22 protein-coding genes are annotated in these 23040 nt (G+C 59.9%); 13 read left to right on the forward strand and 9 right to left on the reverse strand.

The window, feature by feature from the left end:
• Positions 1-123 precede the first annotated feature (123 nt).
• The 5 genes from rimK to tpiA all read left to right on the forward strand — a co-directional run bounded on the left by rimK (position 124) and on the right by tpiA (position 4624).
• Entirely contained in the window at positions 124-1506 is a 1383-nt protein-coding gene (gene rimK, locus E5180_RS05575) for a 30S ribosomal protein S6--L-glutamate ligase (protein WP_138923523.1), read from the forward strand.
• Positions 1507-1592: 86 nt separating this feature from the next.
• Positions 1593-1955, forward strand: a complete 363-nt coding sequence (locus tag E5180_RS05580; RefSeq protein ID WP_093733017.1) for an SUF system Fe-S cluster assembly protein — start codon at positions 1593-1595, stop codon at positions 1953-1955.
• Positions 1956-2081: 126 nt separating this feature from the next.
• Positions 2082-3293, forward strand: a complete 1212-nt coding sequence (locus tag E5180_RS05585; protein WP_254700537.1) for a glycerophosphodiester phosphodiesterase family protein — start codon at positions 2082-2084, stop codon at positions 3291-3293.
• Between the two features lie 137 nt (positions 3294-3430).
• Positions 3431-3775 carry a HesB/IscA family protein gene (locus E5180_RS05590; protein ID WP_093733019.1) on the forward strand — a complete coding sequence of 115 codons (345 nt, stop codon included), beginning with the start codon at positions 3431-3433 and terminating at the stop codon, positions 3773-3775.
• A 99-nt stretch (positions 3776-3874) separates the two neighbouring features.
• The gene (gene tpiA, locus E5180_RS05595) at positions 3875-4624 is read left to right on the forward strand and encodes a triose-phosphate isomerase (protein ID WP_138923524.1); all 750 of its coding nucleotides are present in this window, start codon (positions 3875-3877) and stop codon (positions 4622-4624) included.
• Between the two features lie 103 nt (positions 4625-4727).
• Here tpiA and E5180_RS05600 read toward each other — a convergent pair whose 3' ends face one another.
• The 5 genes from E5180_RS05600 to E5180_RS05620 form a co-directional block, all read right to left on the reverse strand.
• A complete protein-coding gene (locus E5180_RS05600; RefSeq protein ID WP_138923525.1) occupies positions 4728-6104 on the reverse strand; it encodes a TRAP transporter large permease in 1377 nt (458 codons plus the stop codon).
• 4 nt (positions 6105-6108) lie between these two features.
• Positions 6109-6789, reverse strand: coding sequence for a TRAP transporter small permease (locus tag E5180_RS05605; RefSeq protein WP_138923526.1), 681 nt, complete (start codon positions 6787-6789; stop codon positions 6109-6111).
• A gap of 112 nt (positions 6790-6901) precedes the next feature.
• Positions 6902-7903, reverse strand: a complete 1002-nt coding sequence (locus E5180_RS05610) for a DctP family TRAP transporter solute-binding subunit (RefSeq protein ID WP_138923527.1) — start codon at positions 7901-7903, stop codon at positions 6902-6904.
• A 247-nt stretch (positions 7904-8150) separates the two neighbouring features.
• Entirely contained in the window at positions 8151-9380 is a 1230-nt protein-coding gene (locus E5180_RS05615) for a sigma-54-dependent transcriptional regulator (protein ID WP_138923528.1), read from the reverse strand.
• Positions 9377-11143 (reverse strand): ATP-binding protein, encoded by a 1767-nt coding sequence (locus tag E5180_RS05620; RefSeq protein WP_138925123.1) that lies wholly within the window; start codon positions 11141-11143, stop codon positions 9377-9379. Before E5180_RS05620 ends, E5180_RS05615 begins: the two co-directional genes overlap by 4 nt.
• Positions 11144-11214: 71 nt before the next feature.
• On the opposite strand from E5180_RS05620, the gene E5180_RS05625 reads away from it, so the two are divergent.
• Positions 11215-12399 carry a cytochrome P450 gene (locus E5180_RS05625; protein ID WP_138923529.1) on the forward strand — a complete coding sequence of 395 codons (1185 nt, stop codon included), beginning with the start codon at positions 11215-11217 and terminating at the stop codon, positions 12397-12399.
• A 23-nt stretch (positions 12400-12422) separates the two neighbouring features.
• Here the strand turns inward: E5180_RS05625 and E5180_RS05630 are convergent, their stop codons facing one another.
• Positions 12423-12884 (reverse strand): Lrp/AsnC family transcriptional regulator, encoded by a 462-nt coding sequence (locus tag E5180_RS05630; protein WP_005853026.1) that lies wholly within the window; start codon positions 12882-12884, stop codon positions 12423-12425.
• 141 nt (positions 12885-13025) lie between these two features.
• On the opposite strand from E5180_RS05630, the gene cysG reads away from it, so the two are divergent.
• The 6 genes from cysG (at position 13026) to E5180_RS05660 (ending at position 18496) form a co-directional block, all read left to right on the forward strand.
• Complete coding sequence (cysG, locus tag E5180_RS05635; protein WP_138923530.1) at positions 13026-14420, forward strand: siroheme synthase CysG; 1395 nt, start codon at positions 13026-13028, stop codon at positions 14418-14420.
• Complete coding sequence (locus tag E5180_RS05640; RefSeq protein ID WP_138923531.1) at positions 14420-14719, forward strand: DUF2849 domain-containing protein; 300 nt, start codon at positions 14420-14422, stop codon at positions 14717-14719. Before cysG ends, E5180_RS05640 begins: the two co-directional genes overlap by 1 nt.
• Positions 14719-16383, forward strand: a complete 1665-nt coding sequence (locus E5180_RS05645; protein ID WP_138923532.1) for a nitrite/sulfite reductase — start codon at positions 14719-14721, stop codon at positions 16381-16383. The genes E5180_RS05640 and E5180_RS05645 overlap by 1 nt, the downstream gene beginning before the upstream one ends.
• Positions 16373-17161, forward strand: a complete 789-nt coding sequence (locus tag E5180_RS05650; RefSeq protein WP_138923533.1) for a phosphoadenylyl-sulfate reductase — start codon at positions 16373-16375, stop codon at positions 17159-17161. The genes E5180_RS05645 and E5180_RS05650 overlap by 11 nt, the downstream gene beginning before the upstream one ends.
• Positions 17158-17571, forward strand: coding sequence for a DUF934 domain-containing protein (locus E5180_RS05655; protein ID WP_138923534.1), 414 nt, complete (start codon positions 17158-17160; stop codon positions 17569-17571). The genes E5180_RS05650 and E5180_RS05655 overlap by 4 nt, the downstream gene beginning before the upstream one ends.
• Before the next feature lie 88 nt (positions 17572-17659).
• Positions 17660-18496: a ferredoxin--NADP reductase gene (locus E5180_RS05660; RefSeq protein ID WP_138923535.1), complete on the forward strand. Its 837-nt coding sequence runs from the start codon at positions 17660-17662 to the stop codon at positions 18494-18496.
• 113 nt (positions 18497-18609) lie between these two features.
• Here the strand turns inward: E5180_RS05660 and E5180_RS05665 are convergent, their stop codons facing one another.
• The gene (locus tag E5180_RS05665) at positions 18610-19317 is read right to left on the reverse strand and encodes a hypothetical protein (RefSeq protein WP_138923536.1); all 708 of its coding nucleotides are present in this window, start codon (positions 19315-19317) and stop codon (positions 18610-18612) included.
• Between the two features lie 55 nt (positions 19318-19372).
• On the opposite strand from E5180_RS05665, the gene infC reads away from it, so the two are divergent.
• A complete protein-coding gene (gene infC, locus E5180_RS05670) occupies positions 19373-20080 on the forward strand; it encodes a translation initiation factor IF-3 (protein WP_254700539.1) in 708 nt (235 codons plus the stop codon).
• Positions 20081-20160: 80 nt separating this feature from the next.
• Here the strand turns inward: infC and E5180_RS05675 are convergent, their stop codons facing one another.
• Positions 20161-22080: an OmpA family protein gene (locus E5180_RS05675; protein WP_138923538.1), complete on the reverse strand. Its 1920-nt coding sequence runs from the start codon at positions 22078-22080 to the stop codon at positions 20161-20163.
• Between the two features lie 161 nt (positions 22081-22241).
• Positions 22242-23033, reverse strand: coding sequence for an FAD binding domain-containing protein (locus E5180_RS05680; RefSeq protein ID WP_138923539.1), 792 nt, complete (start codon positions 23031-23033; stop codon positions 22242-22244).
• Positions 23034-23040 lie beyond the last annotated feature (7 nt).

The raw sequence follows: 23040 nt of genomic DNA on the forward strand, positions 1-23040 counted from the left end.
AACCGCCGGGGCGCTGCCCCGGACCCCGGGATTTATGCCATTTGGAAGCCGGTGTCGTGGCTTGAGTAGACGCGGGCGACCTGCTAGGCGGCGGGATCATTTAGCTGTGCCGGAGTGTGTGACATGCAAGAATTGACGTTTGGCTGGGAAGAATGGATTGCCCTTCCTGATCTGGGCCTGCCTGCGATCAAGGCAAAGATCGACACCGGCGCGCGCACCTCGGCGCTGCATGCCCATGACATCGAAGTCTTTGGACCCGCGTCCAAGCCAAAAGTGCGTTTCACCGTGCACCCCGTAGCAGGCAACGACGACATCACCATCACCTGCTCTGCCCCGATCATCGACCGGCGCGAAGTCACCTCGTCGAATGGCGAGGCCGAACTGCGCTATGTCATTTCGACCAAGATGGATGTTGCGGGTCAAAGCTGGCCTATCGACGTGACCCTCACCAACCGTGCCGGCATGACCAGCCGTATGTTGTTGGGGCGTCAGGCGCTGACCGATCACATCACCATCTCGCCCACCGAAAAACGGCTACAGCCAGACCTGAGCTATGACGTCTACCACACCGCTGCCGTACGTCACAAAGCGCCGCAGCGGGCCTTGCGCGTCGCCGTGCTAAGCCGTGAAGCCAGCAACTATTCCACATCGCGTCTGGTCGAAGTCGGCGAAGCTCGCGGCCACACAGTCGAAGTGATCGACACCACCCGCTGCTATATGGCGATCAACGCCATGGCGCCCGAAGTGCATTACGACGGCAAACGTCTGCCGCGCTATGACGCTGTGATCCCGCGGATCGGGGCGTCGGTCACACCCTATGGCTGCGCCGTCATTCGCCAGTTCGAAACCATCGGCACCTATTGTGTCAACGGTTCTGCCGGCATTCTGTCCAGCCGCGACAAGCTGCACGCGCATCAGGTTCTGGCTTCGAAAAAAATCGGTATGCCCACGACCGCTTTTGCCGCCTCGCCCAAGGACACGTCGAACCTGATGGCGCTGGTGGGCACCGCGCCCCTGATCGTCAAGTTGCTGGAATCGACCCAAGGCAAGGGCGTCGTGCTGGCTGAAACCAAAAAGGCCGCTGAATCCGTGATCGATGCGTTCCGCGGGCTCAAGGCGAACTTTCTGGTGCAGGATTTCGTCAAGGAGGCGGCGGGCGAGGATCTGCGCTGCCTTGTGGTCGACGGCAAAGTCGTTGCCGCAATGAAGCGCACCGGCGCGGATGGCGACTTCCGGTCCAACCTGCACCGCGGCGGGACGGCGCAGGTTGTGCGCATCACCAAGCTTGAACGCGAGACCGCCCTGCGCGCGGCGCGGGCCTTTGGTCTGGGCAAAGCGGGTGTGGATTTGCTACGCTCTGACAGCGGGCCCAAAGTCCTTGAGGTCAACAGCTCGCCCGGATTCGAAGGAATCGAGAAAGCCACTGGCAAGGATATCGTCGGCATGATCTATGACATGATCGAAGCGCGGGTAAAGCCGCAGCCTGTGCGCAAGCGCAAAGGATAGATCAAACCATAGATCATGGGGCTGTCCTCTGGACGGTGCTGGATGCAATCCCTATATAAACGATAAGATAACGCAGCGAGGCCCTGATGACTGACAGCACCCAATCTCTTGAAGGCACCCCTTTGATCGCGCCCTCGTCAACGGATCATCCGCTGTACGAGCAGATCACAGAGGCTTGCCGCACGGTATATGACCCTGAGATTCCAGTGAATATCTATGAGCTGGGGTTGATCTACACGATCGATATCAACGCGGAAAACGAGGTCAACATCAAGATGTCCCTGACCGCGCCCGGCTGCCCTGTCGCGGGTGAGATGCCCGGCTGGGTTGCCGATGCGGTTGAACCTCTGCCCGGCGTCAAGACCGTCGACGTTGAATTGGTTTGGGAACCACCATGGGGCATGGACATGATGTCTGACGAAGCCCGTCTTGAACTGGGATTCATGTAAGCCCATGGGCAAACATCGGGGCGTGACTCACGTCCCGGTTGATTTTACATCACTTTCACGCAATGGTCGCATCATTGTAACATCCGGTAGCCACACCGCAGCCAGATGATTTATATTGGAGCGATCATGCGATTAACAACTGCCCTTACAGCTTTGGCCTTGGCCCCGACCGCGCTGCTGGCCGATGCCCATAGCACCCCCACGCCCGTCGAATACGGCCCCCGTCCCGCCTATCTGGTAGACAAGCTCCCCGATGGCGATCTTAAGGACAAGCTGGCTTCCTGCATGGGCCAGACGCCGTCGAAAACCGATTTCTCGATCGGACACCGCGGCGCGCCGCTGATGTTCCCCGAACATACCGTGCAATCCAACGTTGCTGCGGTACGCATGGGGGCCGGCATTCTGGAATGTGACGTGACCTTTACAGCAGATCACGAGCTGGTCTGCCGCCACGCCCAGAACGATCTGCACACCACCACCAACATCCTGTTGACCGATCTTGCTGATAAATGCACCGCGGGCTTTACCGCTGCTGCGGGCGAGAATGGTGCCAGCGCCGAATGCCGCACCTCTGACATCACCTTAGCCGAGTTCGAAACGCTGACCCCCAAGATGGACAGCGCCGATGCGACAGCCACGACTGCCGAAGAGTATCAGGGCGGCGTCGCCAGCTTCCGCACGCAGCTTTATAGCGACGGTGCCGATCTGATGACCCACGCGGAATCGATCGAGCTGTTCAAATCCCTTGGTGCAAAGTTCACCCCCGAACTAAAGTCCGCCTCGGTCGAGATGCCGCATGACGGCTTCAGCCAGGAAGACTACGCGCAAAAAATGATTGACGAATACAAATCCGCAGGCATCCCTGCCTCGGACGTGTGGGCGCAGTCGTTTAACCTGGATGATGTACTTTACTGGATCAAGGCCGAGCCAGAGTTCGGGAAGCAAGCCGTTTATCTGGTGGAATGGAGCGAAGGTTTCGACGAGCAGGACCCCAGCACCTGGACGCAGGATTTCGCCCAGTTGAAAGAGCAAGGCGTGCAGTATCTGGCCCCCTCGCTGAACATGCTGCTGACCAACAAGGACGGCACACTGGCCGCCTCTGACTATGCGATGAAAGCAAGCGAAGCCGGTCTGAACCTGATTGCCTGGACGCTGGAACGCTCTGGTCCGCTGTCCACAGGCGGTGGATGGTACTTCCAGTCGGTCGGCGACATCATCACCGACGACAGCGACTATCTGGTTGCGCTTGATGTTCTGGCGCAAGAAGCGGGCGTAAAGGGTGTCTTCTCTGACTGGCCCGCAACCGTAACCTATTACGCAAACTGCATGGGGCTGTGAACAACAGCATATGACCTTGCGCAGCAGCGTTTGACGACAGGGCCGTCCCTTCGGGGGCGGCCTTTTGCTATTGTGCAGACCCCCGCTTGAGAAACCGCGCCAAAGGCCTTATCTTATCAGTAACAGGAGTATTCAGCATGTTCGCGATCCCAGGCAAGCAAGCCGTCACCATCACCCCCAAAGCCGCCAATCAGATCACCAAGCTGATGACGTCCGCAGGCCATGCCGGTCTGCGCATCGGCATCAAAAAAGGGGGCTGCGCCGGCATGGAATATACCATGGAGTATGTGAACGAGGCCGACACCAACGACGAAGTTGTCGAACAGGACGGCGCGCGGGTGATGATCGCGCCGATGGCACAGATGTTTCTTTTCGGCACCGAAATCGACTATGAAACCTCGCTGCTGGAATCCGGCTTCAAGTTCCGCAATCCCAATGTGACCGAAGCCTGCGGGTGTGGCGAATCCATTAAATTCGGCTAACGGCAGCCGGCCGCTCGCGCTGCGTGTGACGTGAGCTTGACGTTGCCCTGTCGGGGTGGCGCTGGTATCCCTTTGTAAAACCACATGAAGGATATGCACATGCGCCGCAAGCTTGCCGCTGGAAACTGGAAGATGAACGGCTCGCTGGCCGGTCTGGACATGCTGGCCGATGTTGCCGCTGCGATGGACAGCGACAGTGCAGAGGCCGTGATCTGCCCGCCTTCCGCCTATCTGATGCCGGCTGTCACTGCTGCGCAAGGTACCTCCGTCGGCATCGGCGCGCAGGATTGCCACACAGAACCGAAAGGCGCGTTCACCGGCGATATCTCTGCCCCGATGATCAAGGACATCGGCGCGACTTACGTGGTCGTCGGGCATTCAGAACGCCGCGAGGCTCATGCCGAAAGCGACGCTGACGTCGCCCGCAAAGCGCAAGCCGCTTGGGCCGCAGAGCTGACCGCCATCATTTGCATCGGCGAAAGCGAAGCACACCGCAGCGCAGGTACAACATTGGATATCATCGCCAAGCAGCTCGCGGGCTCCCTGCCTGATGGCTGCACGGGCGATAATACCGTCGTCGCTTACGAACCCATCTGGGCGATTGGCACTGGCAAAATCCCGACGCTTGATCAGATCATCGAAGTGCATGATTTCATCCGCGCCCAACTTGCCAAACGCTTTGGCTCCGATGTCAGCGGCGCGCTGCGGCTGCTGTATGGCGGCTCGGTAAAGCCGGACAACGCGGCGGATATCTTCAAGGTCGAAAACGTGGACGGTGCCCTGATCGGAGGCGCGAGCCTTAAGGCCGCTGATTTCGTCCCCATCCTCAAAGCGCTCTCTGCCGCCTGACCTTCATTTTGCCAAATAAACTCACTGCAGGACATAAACAAAAGGCGGCGCATCCACTGGGATACGCCGCCTTTTCTACTTCTATGTGTTGGGCCTCATCCCCCTAGCGGGTGATAATTTCGGGCCCCATCATCAATGTCGGCAGCCAAGTCGAAATGACCGGAATATAGGTCACCATCAGCAGGAAGACGAACAGAACTGCGGTGAATGGCAGTGCGGCTTTGACCACATTCATCATCGGCATATTCGCCACGCCTGAGGTCACAAAGAGGTTTAGACCAACCGGCGGAGTAATCATCCCGATTTCCATGTTGACCACCATGATGATCCCCAGATGGATCGGGTCGATGCCCAGTTCAATCGCAATCGGGAAGACCAGCGGCGCGACGATGATCAACAGGCCCGACGGCTCCATAAACTGGCCACCGATTAGCAGGATCACGTTGACGATCACAAGGAACATAATCGGGCCAAAGCCGGCATTCAGCATCGCAGCAGAGATTTGCTGCGGGATCTGTTCATCGGTCAACACGTGCTTGAGGATCAGTGCATTGGCGATGATGAACATCAGCGTCACGGTCAGCTTACCGGCGTCGAACAAGGTGTCGCGGGTGTCGCGGTGGAAAAACACGGTGACCAGCGCCATCGGCTTGCGCATCAGCGACAGGTTGCGCCCCTCACCTTCGACGTGCAGTGGCCCCATGTCCCGATAGACGAAGGTCGCGATCAAGAAGGCGTAGACGGCGGCCACCGCAGCGGCTTCAGTGGGGGTAAAGATACCGCCATAGATACCGCCAAGGATGATGACGATCAGCATCAGACCCCAGCCTGCTTCACGCCCCGAGGCAAAGACCTCGCCCCAGCCGCGCCATTCGCCTTGGGGCAGCTTTTTAACCCGCGCCATGACGTAGATGGTCAGCATCAGCATGGTGCCCGCCATGAGACCCGGAATAACGCCTGCAAGGAACATACGCCCGACAGAGACATCCGTGGCAGAGGCATAGACAACCATCACGATGGACGGCGGGATCAGGATGCCCAAGGTGCCCGCGTTGGCGATGACACCTGCGGCGAATTCCTTGGTATAGCCAGTTTCACGCATCCCCGCGATCACGATGGAGCCGATGGCAACGACTGTTGCAGGCGAAGACCCGGACAGGGCCGCAAAAAGCATACAGGCAAAGACACCCGCAATCGCCAGACCACCGGGAAAATGCCCGACCAGCGCGATAGAGAAACGGATGATCCGCTTGGCCACGCCGCCGGTCGACATGAAGGAAGACGCCAGAACAAAGAACGGGATCGCCAGCAGCGTATAATGCCCCGCCATTGCCTGAAAGAACGTCTGCGCGATAGACGCAAGAGAGCTGTCGGACAGCACCAGCAGAAAGACGATCGACGAGAAGCCGAGGCTGACGGCAATCGGAACGCCCAGCAACATCAGCCCGACGATCATGGTAAAGAGGATAAGGACTTCCATGCGCTTAGGACTCCGCGTTCATGTGTTTGACGGCTTCGATATCATCTTCGGCCTCGTGACTAACGATCAGCGCTGTGGCCTGCCCGTTAAGGACACGCAAACCGGCCTGAACGAAACGGAACAGCAACAGCGCCATGCCGAAGGGCAGCATGAAATAGGGGATGAACCGTGGCAGTTTGCCGTAGGTTTCGCCCTCGTTCATGATCGGCTCGATAAAGCGCAGCCAGTCCGGCATTGGGATATCGACGGTTTCATACCACGCCTGATCGCGGCTATCGGCAAAACCTGTGGGGAACCAGCGGCCGGTGGTGGCATCCAGCCCCGCGAACGGCGCCCAGTAATCCCACGCGCCCTTCATCAGCAACGCGGCATAGACCACACAGATCACCGCTACGACCAGCGCCAGAATCCGACGTTTGGGCAGCGAAAACAGGTTTACGACCGCGTCGACCCCCAGATGCGCCGTGACCTTGACCGCATAGCTCATGCCGAACAGGACCAGCCAGGCGAACAGAAACGTCACTGCCTCCAATCCCCAGATGATGCCGGTGTTAAAACCATAGCGCAGGACGACGTTGATAAAGGTGATGAGGGTCATCAGGCCAAGGATGAGGGCAATCGCCGTTTCCTCAAGCTCGTTGACGATGCGCCCGAGCGCAGAATGAGATTGAACACCATGTGACATGGAAATGCTCCGCTGTGAGAGGAGAGTGGATCAGGCCCGCACGCCGCGGGGCATGTCGGGGCCTGACGCAAGTGATATGCCCCGCCTGCAGTCAGACGGGGCAGAACAGGTCTTAGTGCTTGGCGTTGATCGCTTGGGCTTCGTCGATGTTTTCCTGACCGACGTCCGCTGTGAACTCTTCCCAAACGGGCTTCATAGCAGAGACCCACTCTTCGCGCTGCGCTGCGTCCAGTTCACGCACAACACCACCGGCGTCGATGATCGCCTGCTTGGCTTCGGCGTTCACTTTGGACGATTCCGCGTTGCGGGTCTCGGTCACTTCTTGAACGATTGTCGCCAGCTGGTCGCGCACATCGGCGTCCAGGCTGTCCCACCAGTCGGTGGACGTCACGAGCATATAGTCCAGAACACCGTGGTTGGTTTCAGTTGTCCCGTCCTGCACCTCAAAGAACTTCTGGCCATAGATGTTGGACCAGGTGTTTTCCTGACCGTCAACAACGCCGGTTTGCAGCGCGCCATAGACTTCGGAGAAGGCCATCGGCTGCGGTGACGCACCCATTGCTGCCATCTGTGCTTTCAACACGTCAGAGTTTTGAACGCGGAATTTCAGCCCGTTTGCATCCGACGGCACGTTCAGTGCTTTGTTTGCCGACATCTGCTTCATGCCATTGTGCCAGAATGCCAGACCCCGCAGGCCACGGCGCGTCATCGATTCTTTCATCGCCACACCGGTGTCGGAGTTCTGGAACTCGTCTACAGCGTTGATGTCTTTGAACATGAAGGGCAGATCGAAAATGCGGAACTGTTTGGTGAACTGTTCGAATTTCGACAGCGATGGTGCCGCCATCTGAACGTCGCCTTGCAGCAGCGCTTCTAGAACCTGATCATCGTTGTACAGCGTGGAGTTCGGGAAAACTTCCATGCAGGCCTTGCCGTTCATCTCGTCATTGACGCGCTGTTCCAGCAGGGATGCGGCGATACCTTTTGGGTGGCGGTCGCTGTTGGTCACGTGGCTCAGCTTGATGACGACTTCGCCATCATCACAGGCCGCAGCAACAGCACCAGCGCTTACGGACAGCGTCATTGCCACCAGAGTGGTTGTCAGGAATTTCATGTGATGTCTCCTCCCAGAGAACTGTTTTTCAAGTCTCGGCATCTGGTCGTTCCAAATGCGGTGGCGATACTAGAGCGTTATTTTGCCGACCTCACAAGACAGAGGCCTTGAAAGATGAAGGAGACGTTAAATATATTTAATATCAGAAGCTTAAATTCCGTCATTAAGGTATAAAGAGACCGCACCCACCCGACCTGTGCGGATAACCGCACACCGAGCACGGCCCTTGTGCGAAAAACCGCACATCCTAGCCGCGAAAGTCCTCTGGCCGAATCCCGTAGCGGGCCAGCTTGTCATAGAAAGTCTTGCGCGGCAGCTTGAGCGCCGCTGCCGCCGAACTCGCCTGCCCCTGCGCGCGGCGCAACGCAGCGCGTAGCAGCGATTGTTCGACTTGTGCCATTTGATCCGACAGGCCAAGGGTCGCATCCGGCGTGACCTCGTCCGACACGCCCATGACAAAGCGCATCGCCTCTGACATCAGTGCACGCGCATTGCCCGGCCAGTCCCGCGCCATCAGACCCGCGATCATCTGCGGTGTCACCTCGGGTGGCTGGACGCCGGATTGCTCGGCCGCCTGATCGACATAGCGGCGAAACATCGTGGCAATATCCTCGGGCCGCTCTGACAAAGACGGGATGCGCACGGTCATCACTTCAAGCCGGTAATAGAGGTCAGCGTGGAACTGCCCCTCGGTCACCAAGGCTTGCAACTCGCGCGCACTGCCTGCGATCAGGCGCACATCGTGGACCTGATCCAGCGCTTCGATCAGGCTCAGCTGGGTCTGCGCGGGCAGTTGCGCTACCTCATCCAGAAACAGACTGCCCCCTGACGCCGCATGCAGCGCATCGCTCACGTCATCCGGGCTCAGCCCCGCGGCGGCGCGTTTCACGAAAGGACCCTTTGATCGCTGCGAGGACAGGTGGATCACTTCGGCCACCTTTGAAATACCAGACCCCGACGGACCGGTGACCAGCACTTCGGCATTCGCCTGCGCCACGCGGCGCACCTTATCGCGCAGCCGTTCCGACAGATCGGAAGACCCAAAGATCATCCGTGCGGCCGGGTCACCAGTTTCCACGATATGCAGCAAGCGGCGATTTTCCAGCACCAGTGCCCGCGTCTTCAGCGCGCGTTCAATCACCGTCAAAAGCGCGGCAGGCGCACAGGGCTTTTCCAGAAAATCAAAGGCCCCCGCCTCCATCGCGCGTACAGCCATAGGGATATCGCCCTCGCCCGTCAGCAAGATCACCGGCAGATCGGGGTCCTGTTCATGGGCGTAGGACAGCAGGTGAAACCCGTCGCGCCCGGGCATGCGCATATCTGACAGGATGATCCCGTCAAACCGTTCTGTGATACGATCCTTGGCGGCGACGAATGACCCTGCTGCGACCACTTCGATATCCGCAAGCTCAAGCGTCTGCGCCAGCGCCTCGCGGACAGAGGCATCGTCATCGATCAAAAGAACGGTTCTGCTCATGCCTGCCCCTCCTCACCCGTATCTGCGCTTTCCAACGTCACAGAAAACATCGCACCGCCCGCGTCAAGATTTGAGCCGCGAATGTCCCCGCCAAAGCTTTGCACGATGCCATAGCTGATCGACAACCCCAGTCCCATGCCGCTCATGGTGCCTTCGGTATCGTTGCCCACCGACTTGGTCGTATAGAACGGGTCGAACACCTTGTCCGGCATTTCGATTCCCGGACCGGTGTCGCAAAACGTCACGTGCACGGGATCCGAGGGATCGACGGTGATGGTCAGCCGTTTGCACTCGCTGCCGCCCATTGCGTCGACGGCATTGGTGATGAGGTTCACAAACACCTGCCCCAGCCGCACCTCGCCGCCACGCACCCAAACAGGCGCATTGGCGGGCCCGTATTCAAGCGTGACCCCCGCATCGCGTACATAGGTTTGGGTCAGCTCGAGTGCGCTCGCCACCACGCGGGTCACATCCACACGGGTCTGCGGCACACTCTCCTGCCGTGCAAAGGCCCGCAGGTTCTGAATGATCCGCGCCATACGGTCGGCCATCTGCGAGATACGGGTCAGGTTTTCAGTCGTCCGGTCCGGGCGGTCACGCTCAAGGAACTGCACCGCGTTTTCCGCAAAAGACCGGATCGCCATCAGCGGCTGGTTCAGTTCGTGACTGATGCCCGCCGACATCTGCCCAAGCGCAGACAGCTTGCCCGCCTGCACCAGATCCGCCTGCGCACGGCGCAGCGCGGCTTGTGCCTCTTCGCGCTCGGTGGCCTCGCGGCGCAATTCGGTGTTGCTGGCGTTTAGTGCGGCGGTCCGTTTGGCAACCTGACGTTCAAGGGCCGCATTTGCATCCGACAGTGCGCGGCGCCTTTCGGTGGCCAGAAACAGCAGCGCGCCAAAGGCAAGGCAGAGCGCTGCCACCGCTGCCGCCTGTGACAGGGCCAGCCGCTGCGCGCCCTCGATGTCCAGTAAGACTTCGCCCGTCATGCCCACCACGGGCAATGCACGCGTCAGGTGCAGCGCGGCATCGGGCAAATATGGCCCCCAGCCCATGCGCCAGATTTCATGGGTGCGGACCTCTGACACGGCGAACTCTAGTTGCGCACCATCAGGCGGTACCAGCCTTTGTGCGCCCTTGGGCCGCGCCCAAAATAGCAGCTCTGATCGGTTGGCAATTTGGACAACGCCATTGGTATCGGTAAAAAACGCCGCCGGATTGCTGCCGCGCCAGTCATAATCGATGCCGTTCAGATCGGTCGACACCACCACCGCGCCGCGCACCTGACCGTCCGGTGCAAAAACGGGGGCCGCGTGGAAATAGGCCCGGTCGGTCAACGGCGCTGCGGGGCCGTGCCCCCAGCCAAGCGCGCCACGCAATGCGCGCTGGACAAAGCCCTGATCCGCCCGCGGCACCTGCGCCCCGTCTGGCCCAAGCGCGGATACAATCACATCGCCTGACCGGTCCAACACCTGCACATCCAGCGCCGTGGTCTTGTCAGCAACCTCTTGCAGGAACGCTTGGGCCTCGACCACGGGCCGACGGTCCAACACTTGCGCCACCTGCGGGTGATCCGCCAGAAACACCGCCAAATCACGATAGCGTTGCAGCTGCCCGACCAGCCGGTCACTGACCAGCGACAAATCGGCCTGCCCGCGTGCATGCAGCTGGTCCAGCCCTTGCAAATAGGCATAGCGCCAGACCCCGCCGGACAGCGCCAGCACGGTGATCAGAAACAGCACAAAGGTGGCGACGCGGCGGCGCATTCCGGGGGTCATAGCGTTATTTGGCACAGACCCGCTTGCAAAGACCAGAGCCGCAGCTATTGCTAGGCCCCATGAAAACGCTGAACCTTTCCCCGCTTGATCCCGAATTCGTCCAAAACCCCTATGCCGCCTATGCGCAGGCCCGTGCGGATGGCCCTGTGCTGTTCTGGCAGGACTATGGCATGTTGGCTGCCTTTGACGCAGCCACGGTGCAGGCGCTGCTGCGCGACCGACGTTTGGGCCGCGAGGTCCCCGCCGACCAGCGCCAGCCGACACCTGACCACATGCGCGACTTTTACGCGGTAGAAAACCAGTCGATGCTCGAGCTGGAGCCGCCGACCCACACCCGTCTGCGCGGCCTGGTGCTGCGCGCCTTTACCTCGCGCCGGATCGCCGGCCTCGCCCCCGAGATCGAAGAGATCGCGCAAGGCTTACTGGACGATCTGCCCAAGGGCGAACCGTTTGATCTGATCCCCGCATTCTGCACCCAGCTTCCTGTGCGCATTATCGCGCGGCTGCTTGGCGTGCCCGAAGAGATGTGGCCCGACCTCCTGCGCTGGTCCAACGATATGGTTGCGGTCTATCAGATTGGCCGCACCCGGGCGACCGAAGAGGCTGCCAATACCGCCGCCGCCGATTTCACCGCCTTTCTGCGGCGCTATGTCGACGAGCGTCGCCAAGACCCGCGTGACGACCTGATCACCCAGTTGATCGCCGCTGAAGAGGATGGCGAAAAGCTGAGCACCGATGCGCTGATCGGCACCTGCATTCTGCTGCTGAATGCGGGCCACGAGGCGACGGTGCATGCGCTTGGCAATGGGATCGCCTGTCTATTGGCACACAACACCCCTGTCAGCGCGCTTGCACCCGATACGATCAATGCCACGGTCGAAGAGATCCTGCGCTACGACCCGCCGCTGCATGTGTTCGAACGTTTCGCCTACGAGGATATCGAACTGGGCGAAGTCACGCTTGAAAAAGGCAAGAAAATCGCACTGGTGCTGGGGGCCGCGGGCCGCGATCCCGCGCTATACGACCAGCCCGATGTGTTCGACCCCGCCCGTCCGGCCAAGGCACATGCGGCCTTTGGCGGCGGCTTGCATTTCTGCGTCGGCGCGCCGCTGGCACGGCTGGAAATGCAGATCGCGCTGCGTGCGCTTTTTGACCATGCGCCGAACCTGCAACTGGCCGAAGCACCGCGCTTTGCCAACACCTACCACTTTCACAAGCTCGAACGGATGATGGTGACGGTCTAGCCGCGCCGCCCCGCACCACGGCGTTACAGCGGCAGCATGGTGGTAGATTTGATCTCTTCCATCGACAGCAGCGCTGTGACGTTGTGCACGCGCACCTCTGAAATCAGCGCCTGATAAAACGCATCATAGGCGCGCGCGTTCTTGACGCGGACCTTGAGAATATAGTCGATGTCCCCCGCCAACCGGTGCGCCTCTTGCACTTCGGGGCGGTTTTTCAACGCCTTGAGGAACGCGGCCTGCCAATCGGCCTCGTGGGACGACGTGCGGATCAACACAAAGAAACACGCCTCGAAGCCAAGCGCCTCTGCATCCAGCACAACCGTATGCTGCCCGATCACCCCTGCCTCGCGCAGTTTGCGAATCCGGTTCCACACAGGGGTCTTGGAACTGCCTACCTCGCGGGCAATATCGTCCAGGGACTGGCTCGCATCACGCTGTAACTGCGCTAGAATTTTCCGGTCTACGTCGTCGATCCGAACATCCATTCTATTTTCCCTTCAGTCTGTGGTCTGCTGTTCTGTCTGCTGCGCAGAATAGAACGCACGTCCTTATATCCGCAAGCACCTAGCGCCATATCGGAATTATTTCCTATATAGAGGTCAAGCTAAGCGCAAGGACCGAACCTTATGGATCACTTCCCAATCTTTCTCTCCACCAAGGGCCAGCGCATCGTTCTTTCGGGCGGTGGCGAAGCGGCACTGGCCAAACTGCGCCTGCTGCTCAAGACCCAAGCCAAGATCAGCGTCTTCGCCCCGACCCCCGCGCCCGAGATCACCGCCTGGGCCGATGCAGACCGTCTGACGCTGCACACCCGTGCCCTGCGCCATGGCGATGTGCTGTGCGCGAAATTGTTCTATGCCGCCGATGAGGACGACGCCGAAGACGCCCGCACCGCCGCCATTGCGCGCGCCGAGGGTGCTTTGGTCAATATCGTCGACAATCTTCACGATAGCGCCTTTATCACGCCTGCGATCGTGGACCGTGACCCCGTGACCATCGCCATCGGCACCGAAGGCGCGGCCCCGGTGCTCGCCCGCGCGATCAAGGCTGATCTGGAAGAACGCCTGCCCGCGACCCTTGGCACGCTGGCACGCATTGGCAAAGGTTTCCGCAAGATGGCCGATGCCCTGCCCTTTGGCCGTCCGCGCCGCGACTTCTGGCGGGACTATTACTTTGCTGCAGGCCCCCGCGCCGTGGCGGATGGCAAGACGGCGGTTGAAAACGCGCTGAGCACGCTGCTCGCCGACCACCAGTCCCGCGCCGCACGCGCCGGTCACATTGCCTTTGTGGGCGGTGGCCCGGGTGACCCCGAATTGCTGACCCTCAAGGCCCGCCGCGCGTTGGATGAGGCCGATGTGGTGATCTATGACCGGTTGATTTCCCCCGAAATCCTTGAACTGGCCCGCCGCGAGGCGCTGATGATCGACGTGGGCAAGGAAGGCTTCGGCCCCTCCACCGCGCAGGAAACCATCAATGACCTGTTGGTTAAACATGGCCAATCCGGCGCGCAGGTTGTGCGCCTGAAGTCAGGCGATGCGACGGTCTTTGGCCGTCTGGACGAAGAGATCGACGCTGTGGACGCCCATGGCATCGGCTGGCACATCGTGCCGGGGATCACCTCTGCTTCTGCCGCCGTGGCCACCATCGGGCAAAGCTTGACGAAACGCGGGCGCAACGCTTCGGTCCGGTTCCTGACGGGTCACGATATGAAGGGGTTTGCTGACCATGACTGGGCCGCGCTAGCGCGCCCGGGCGAAGTCGCCGCGATCTATATGGGCAAGAAATCCGCGCGCTTCATCCAAGGCCGCCTGCTGATGCATGGGGCGGACCGCACCACGCCTGTCACCTTGGTTGAAAACGCCTCCCGCGCCAACCAGCGTATCGTCGAAACCACGCTGGACCGCTTGCCCACTGACCTTGCCGCGGCTGACCTCGCTGGCCCCGCCCTTACCTTTTACGGCCTTGCCCCGCGTGCTGCAGCCCGTGCCACAACCGAATTTTTCCAAGAGGAGATGGCATAATGGCCAAGCCCTTTACCCCCAAAGTCGTCACAGCCAATGCCTTGCTTGAAGGCGACGTGATCTACCAGACCGCGACCGGCTGGACCCGCAAGCTTGAAGAAGCCGAAGTGCTGACCGACGAGGCCGATGCGGACCTGCGCCTGATCGATGCGATCCAGCAGGCCGACCTGACTGTCGGGGCCTATCTGGCCGATGTCGACACCAGCTCTGCCGCACCCAAACCAACGCATTTCCGCGAAGCATTCCGCGCCAAGGGCCCAAGCAACTATACCCATGGCAAGCAGGAGGAGGTTCAATAATGTACAGCTACACCGAATTCGATGACGCCTTTATCGCCGAACGCAACGCGCAATTCCGCGGGCAGGTTGAACGCCGCATTGACGGCTCCCTCACAGAGGACGAGTTCAAGCCGCTGCGACTGATGAACGGGCTCTACCTGCAACTGCACGCCTATATGCTGCGGGTGGCCATTCCCTATGGCACGCTCAGCAGCCGCCAGATGCACAAGCTAGCGGAGATCGCCGCTAAATGGGACAAGGGCTACGGCCATTTTACCACGCGCCAGAACATCCAGTACAACTGGCCCCAGCTGCGTGATGTCCCCGATATGCTGGACGCGCTGGCCGATGTGAACATGCACGCCATCCAGACCAGCGGCAACACCATCCGAAACGTGACCGCCGACCATTTTGCCGGTGCCGCAGCGGATGAAATCGCTGATCCGCGCCCGGTGGCCGAACTGATCCGCCAATGGTCCACTGATCATCCGGAATTCCAGTTCCTGCCGCGCAAGTTCAAGGTCGCCGTCTCTGGTGCGGCGCACGACCGTGCGGTCATCAAAGCCCATGATATCGGGCTACAAATCGTCGAGAAAGATGGCGAAGTCGGCTATCAGGTCATCGTCGGTGGCGGCCTTGGCCGGACCCCGATGATCGGCAAGGTGCTGTATGATTTCGTCAGCTCCGAAGACCTGCTGCCTACACTAGAGGCGATCGTCTCGGTCTACAACCTGTTGGGCCGGCGCGATAATAAGTACAAGGCGCGGATCAAGATCACCGTGCATGAGAACGGCATCGACGACATCCGCGCACGGGTGGACGCCCGTTATGCGCTGATCCGTCCGCAGTTCACGGGCGTCGACCAGCAGATGCTGTCGCGCATCGAGGCGGATTTCGCCAGCCCGACGTTTAAAACGGCCCCCATCGACACGTTTACCGCCGCCTATAACAGCGATCCGGTGTTCAAAAGCTGGGCCGACACCAACCTGACCGATCACCGCGAAGACGGCTATGCCATCGTGTCGATCAGCCTCAAGGCGCATGGCGAAACACCGGGCGACGCCACCGCCGAACAGATGCACCGCATGGCGGAACTGGCCGCTGAATTCGGCCACGACGAACTGCGCATCAGCCACGAGCAGAACGTGATCCTGCCCCATGTGCACCGCAGCGATCTGCCTGCTCTGCACGCGTCGCTCAAGCAAGTCGGCCTTGCCACGGCCAATATCGGCCTGATCAGCGACATCATCGCCTGCCCCGGTATGGATTACTGCGCGTTGGCCACAGCGCGGTCGATCCCGATCGCACAAGAAATCGCGACCCGCTTTGACGAGCTCAAGCTGGAACACGATGTTGGCCCGCTCAAGATCAAGATCTCGGGCTGCATCAATGCTTGTGGTCACCACCATGTGGGCCACATCGGGATCCTCGGTCTCGACCGTGCGGGTGTGGAAAACTATCAGGTTACCTTGGGCGGTGACGGCACTGAAAACGCTGCCATCGGCGAACGGGCTGGCCCGGGCTTTTCCGCCGACGAGATCATCCCGGCGATTGAGCGGCTGGTAATAGGCTACCTTGATCTGCGCACCGACGCGACCGAAACCTTCTTGCAAGCCTACCGCCGCCTTGGTCTTGCCCCGTTCAAGGCCGCCCTCTACCCGGAAGCACAAGCCAATGCCGCGTGATCAACTGACACTTCCAAATGGGGAACAAATCCTCCCCGAAGGGCCGGACCGCGTCGCGGCGCTGACCCGTCAGATGGAGGCGCTGAACGACGGCCTGCGCCATCACAGCGCCACTGACGTGCTGCGTGCTGCAATCGACAATGTGCCCAATCTGGCGCTTGTTTCCAGCTTCGGGGCGGAATCCGTCGCCCTGTTGCACCTTGCGTCTATGGTTAAACGCGATTTGCCGGTGTTGTTCATCGACACGGAAATGCTTTTCGCCGAGACGCTGGTTTACCAGCAAGAGCTGAGCGAGCGGTTGGGCCTGCGCAATGTCCACACGATCCGTGCGCAAGACGTGGCAGAGAAAGACCCCGACGGGACGTTGCACCTGCGCGACCCCGACGCCTGCTGCGCCTTCCGCAAGACCGTGCCGCTGCAACATGCGTTGCAAGGGTTTGACGGCTGGATTACGGGGCGCAAACGCTTTCAGTCGGGCACGCGCGCCAGTCTGCCGTTCTTTGAGGTCGAAGCCCCAGCTGATGCGCCCGCACGGATCAAGGTAAACCCGCTGGCCCATTGGCAGGCCTCTGATGTATCTGACTACATCGACGAGAACCGCCTGCCCCGGCACCCGCTGGTCTCCCAAGGCTATCCCAGCATCGGCTGCGCGCCCTGCACCTCCAAGGTGAAACCGGGCGAAGACCCCCGCGCCGGACGCTGGAGAAACATTGAAAAAGAAGAATGCGGTATTCATTTTGTCGATGGCAAGATGGTCCGTGTAGGAGCAAAGACATGACACAGTTGATCAACGATCAAGGGTTTGTCGCGGATGATTTTACCGCGACCTATGCCCCCTTCGATGCCACAGGCGGCGCGGATGCGGATGCGACAGCGCTTGATGTGCCCTCTGACGCGCAGCCTGAAGCGATCCCGGTTGACGGGTCGGTGTCGATGATCCGCGTGGCATTTCCCAGTTCGGCTGACGGGCGCGGTTTCACCATTGCACGCCAGCTGCGTCTGCGCGGCTATACCGGGCGGCTGCGGGCCCATGGCCATGTGATTGCGGACCAATACGCTATGGCCCGCCGGTCCGGCTTTGACGAGGTAGAGATCCCCAATGATCTGGCCGCCCGTCAACCGCAGGACCAATGGCTGGCCCGCGCAAACTGGCAGGAGCATAATTATCAGGCGCGACTGCGCGGCTGATCGGGCTTTCTGGCCTTCGATGCTTTCCCTGTCCTCTTCCTTCCCCTAGAGAAAGGCTGCGCACCGCGACCTGCGCGCAGATGAAATTATGACCGAGCAAAAAGTAGTGACCCAAACCGACGCCAAACCCGTGCCGACCCTACCTGACGCGCAGACCGTGACCTCCGTTAAACACTGGACGGACCGGCTATTTTCATTCCGCGTGACCCGTCCGGCGTCCTTGCGCTTTCGGTCAGGCGAATTCGTGATGATTGGCCTGATGGGCGACCCGCACCCCGAGACAGGCAAGCAAAAGCCCCTACTGCGGGCTTATTCCATCGCCTCGCCGTCGTGGGACGAAGAGCTGGAGTTCTATTCGATCAAAGTGCAGGACGGTCCGCTGACCTCGAAACTGCAGCACATCCAGCCCGGCGACGAAATCATCCTGCGCCCCAAGCCCGTGGGCACGCTGGTCCATGATGCACTGCTGCCCGGCAAACGGCTGTGGCTTTTTGCGACCGGCACAGGTTTCGCGCCTTTCGCATCCCTGCTGCGCGAACCCGAAACCTACGAGAAATTCGATCAGATCATTATGACCCACACCACCCGCGATGTGGCCGAGCTTGAGTATGGGCGCACGCTGGTTGAAGGTCTTGCCGACGATCCGCTGATTGGCGAGATGATCGGCGACAAACTGGTGTACTACCCCACAACCACCCGCGAGCAGAGCCCCAAGATGGGCCGCATCACCAACCTGCTGCAAGATGGCACTGTGTTTAAAGACCTTGGCATTGACGGCATCACCGCCGATACTGATCGCGGTATGGTCTGCGGCAGCCTGGAATTCAACAAGGATATCAAGGAAGTGCTGGAAGGGTTCGGGCTTGAGGAAGGTGCGAATTCCGACCCCAAACACTATGTCGTTGAAAAGGCTTTTGTCGGCTGATCCGATGTAGCGGTGCCCCCCGTGGGCTCTCTATCAGAAATGAAAAAGCCGTGCCCTTGTCAGGGGCGCGGCTTTTTCTTGGCTTGTCGTCAGGCACTGGTAGCGGCCTGTGCTTATAGCGCCAGCGCCTCGCGGATTTGCGCAAGGATCACACGCAACGTGTCCGGGTTTTCAGCCGCAGTCGCCAGACCGTTTTTCAACAGCGTTTTCTGCGTTGCCGGCAGGTCAGACGTGTCGATCAGGGTCTGCACCTTCTCCAGATCGAACCCGTCAACGGTGGTCAGCTGCTCTGGCGTGTCGGCGTCGGCGGTGACATCGGCCTGAACATCTGCGGTTGCTTCTGGTTGCGTATCAGCGCTGGCCCCTTCGGATGCGGTGTCGGACCGGGTGGTGCTGGCAGCGTCGTTGTCGCCCTCGTCGCTGGTTGCCATTGCATCGGCCTCGGCGCGACTGTCCGCTTCAACGCTAGCATCAGCAGTCTCATTGGCAGCCTGCGTTGCATCATCGGCGAGCTTCTTGGTCGCATCTACGGCGCTTTCACCTGCCGCGGCAGCAGCATCCGCCACGTCTTCGGCAGCTTCGGCCAGCGCATCGGCTGCAGTGTTTGCAGCTTGCGTTGTCGCCTCGACCGCGTCGGTCACGGCACCCTCTGTTGCCTCGACAGCGTCGCCCACTGCTGCGGTAGCGCTTTCCAACGCTTCGGGCGCATTGACCGCATCAGACGCATCGGTCGCGATCTCTTGGACGGACCGGCCCGAATACAACATGTACGCGCCAAGCGCGATCACCCCTGCGATGACAATCCAGATGAGGTTTTTCATGATGCTGTTGTTCCTTTGAACTTTGTTAATCCCCTGCAGCACATACTATATGCCCATGCACAGCGTCAAATGCGCGATACGCCGCTTCACCTTGGGGAAATCACCAGCAAAACAGCTATTTTACCCTGTATATGCGCCATTTTGCGGCTTGAAGAAGACCATGAGCAGGTTTACCTTCCGTTCTCGACATCACTATAACAATCAAAGGACGATCATCATCGCTCGCAGACCGCATAACGCGCCGCCGCAAAGAGATACCGGCCCGCGCATCAACGAAAATATCCGCTCCAACGAAATCCGGCTGATCGGCGCGGATGGCGAAAACGTTGGCGTCGTGACACCGGATCGCGCCATGGAAATGGCTGTTGATGCCGGACTTGATTTGGTCGAGATTTCGCCCAATGCCAACCCGCCCGTGTGCAAGATCATGGACTTTGGCAAATTCAAGTATGAGACGCAAAAGCGTGAAGCCGAAGCGCGTAAGAAGCAAAAGATCATTGAGATCAAAGAGGTCAAGTTCCGGCCCAACACTGATACCAATGATTATGACGTCAAAATGCGTAACGTGTTCAAGTTCCTCGAGAACGGCGACAAGGTGAAGGTCACACTGCGTTTCCGTGGTCGTGAGATGGCGCACCAGAATCTCGGCCGCGAGCTGCTGGAACGTGTCGCCGAAGACACCAAAGAGATGGGCCGCGTCGAAAACTTTCCGAAAATGGAAGGCCGTCAGATGGTTATGCTGATCGGACCGCTGCCTAAATAAATCCAGACAATCAACAGTCTGAGACGTAAAAAGCCCCCGCAGTTTCCTGCGGGGGCTTTTCTTTGTTTATACCGATGGCGTTACTGGCGCAGCAAACCGGTGATGTTACGCACAACCGCACGGCGGTTGGCCGGCTCGGCTGTCGGCGTCGACACCTTCAGCGCGCTTTCGCCATACCCCTGCGTAATTAGGTTGGCTGGTGGTACGTCAAAGTATTCCGTCAAGGCCAAGGCCACAGTCTCGGCACGGCGGTCGGACAGGGCAAGGTTGTAGCCCGCATCGCCAACAGCATCCGTATGCCCTTCGATCAAGATTACAGTACGTGGATCTTCTTTGATCGCATTACTGATGACAGTCCCGATTTTGGACAGCGCGCGCGCTTGCTCAGGCTGGATCGCAGCAGAGCCTGTCGCAAAGCGCACGGCATCCAGCTCGATTTCAGGTGCCAAGGCACGGACCTGACGCACGTCACGGACCTGACGCAGCGAATACCGCTGGGCCTGCTCGCCACGAAGCTGGGTTTGCAGGGCGGCACGCAACGCCTCTTCGTCTTGCTGGCTGGCAAAGGTGTTGGTCTGTGTCTCAATCTGCGGCAGCTCGTTTACGACGATGCGTTCTTCTGCACGTGTATCGTCGAACAGCACATATTCATTGCCTTGTGGGTCGACATTGATCCGACGCAGAACAGTACCGTCACGGCCCAGAATGGTCACGATCTGGCTGCCGTTCGGCTTGATCACTGTGGTACGCGAAGACCCATCGTTAAAGGTCTCGCGGCGCACTTCATCGCCGGCCTGACGCACCAGTGCGTCGTCATCTTTCAGCACGCGCAGATCACCGTTCGTGTCTTGGACAACCAGACGGTCACCAGAGTTGCTGACCACTTTGGAGCCGTTTTTCAAGATGGCCCCGACTGCAACAGCACCGATGCCGACCAGCAGCGCTTTTTCAAACTTGCTCAGGCCGTCATCATCTTTTTTAGCTTCGGTATTCGCTTGCGCAGCAGTATCGCCGGACACGTTGGTCGAGAACTCTTCGTTCGACGCGCGTGTGTCTTCTTCGGTGATTTCTTCTACGACAACCTCAGCTTCCGTCTCGCCGGAATCTGCTGCAGCTGCGGATTCGGCAGCGGCGGCTGCATCGGCAGCGCGCTGTTCTTCGCGTGCGTCTTCGGCGGCTTGCTCAGCTGCCAGATCAGCGGCGATCTGTTCTTCCGTCCGCTGTTCAGTCTCGGCGTCGGCTTGTGTCGCGGTTGCCGAAGATGTGCCGGCTGGAACCTCAGTTTCAGCTTGGGCTTCTACGCCTGCATCGCTTTGCTGGGCGGTGTCCGCATTAGAGGTCGATGTGGGCTCGACTGCGTCAGCAGCGGCTTGCTCGGCCTCCGCTTCGGCAGCAGCATTTGCCTCGGCATCAGCCGCAATTTGTGCGGCTACCGCGTCTTCACGTTCGGCCTCAGCTTGGGCTTCGGCTGCGGCGGCTTCTTCTGCTTGCGCAGCTTGGGCGTCAGCAGCAGCCTGAGCTTCTGCGGCCTCTCGTTCAGCGGCTTGTGCAACAGCTGCGGCTTCGGCGTCAGCAGCGGCCTGAGCTTCAGCGGCTTCTGCTTCGGCTTGCGCGTCAGCGGCCTCTGCGTCAGCGGCGGCTTGCTCTTCAGCAGCCTGTTGAGCTTCTGCGGTCGCGTCGGCTTCGGCTTCGGCTGCGGCGGCAGCTTGCTCTTCTGCGGCGTCTACAGATTCAGCAGCGGCTTCTGCATTGGGCTGGGCCTCAGCCTCAGACTGGGCTTCTGCTTCCAGACCGAGCGCCTCGGCCAGACCACCGTCGGCGCGCAAAGTCATCATCTGATCTTGATCAGCCACGACGCTGCCGTCAGGCAAGACGCATGGAAAAACAGTCTGTTCCCCCTCGCTCACGCAGCTTTCAGTTGTTTGGGCAAAACCACCTGCGGGCAAAGCAAGCGCCAGACACATGGTCAGTGATGTCGTGGATTTCAAAAGTTTGTACATTCTATTCCTCACGGTATTATGGACGCCGTTCGGGCAGCGTTACGACACAACGCCGATGCTGCGAATTCGTTCCGCTCTAGGCGCAAGCAACAATCATATAGTTGGCAAAAAACCGCCCCGAGGTTTCCCAAGGGACGGTTCCACCGCGATGTCTACTATGGTTAGACCAATGCGCCGACAGCGCGCTTGGTCATGACTGCAACCAGATGCGCGCGGTAATCGCCGCTGCCGTGTAGGTCGCTGATCATGCCATCGCCAGACACGCTCAACCCCGACAACGCCTCGGCGGTGAAATTGCCGCTTAGCGCGGTTTCTGCCTCTGACCAACGGAACACCCCCTCTTCCGAGGCACCGGTCACGGCGACACGCACCCCGTCCGCAAACTTGGCCACGAAAACGGCGACCAACGGGAAGCGCGAAGCAGGCTGGATGAACTTTTCGTAATGCGCCTTTTCAGGGATTGGAAAGCGCACTTCTGTAACAATCTCGCCCTCGTCCAGCGCCGTGGCGAACATACCCTCAAAGAAATCGTCGGCCGCAATCTCGCGCGCGTTAGTAACCACAGCCGCGCCGCTCCCTAGAACGGCTGCCGGATAACAGGCTGAGGGGTCATTGTTGGCAACGGACCCGCCGATCGTGCCGCGATTACGCACCGCCGGATCACCGATCCGAGCGGCAAGACCAGCCAGCCCAGGGTAATGCGCCTGTGCTTCCTTGGCGACAACCGCGTGCACAGTCCCGCCACCAATGCACAATTGGCCATCGTCGCCCATACGCACACCGCGCATCTCTTCGATCCCGCTCAACGACACCAGAACCGACGGCATCGCCAACCGTGCCTTAAGCGTGGGGATCAAGGTTTGCCCGCCGCTCAGTGGTTGTGCTTCATCCTGCCCCAGTGCCGTGATCGCCTCGGCGACCGTCGCGGGCTTCACTACGTCGAAATCATACATCTTGCGT

This window comes from Sulfitobacter sp. BSw21498 (assembly GCF_006064855.1).
Taxonomy (GTDB): domain Bacteria; phylum Pseudomonadota; class Alphaproteobacteria; order Rhodobacterales; family Rhodobacteraceae; genus Sulfitobacter.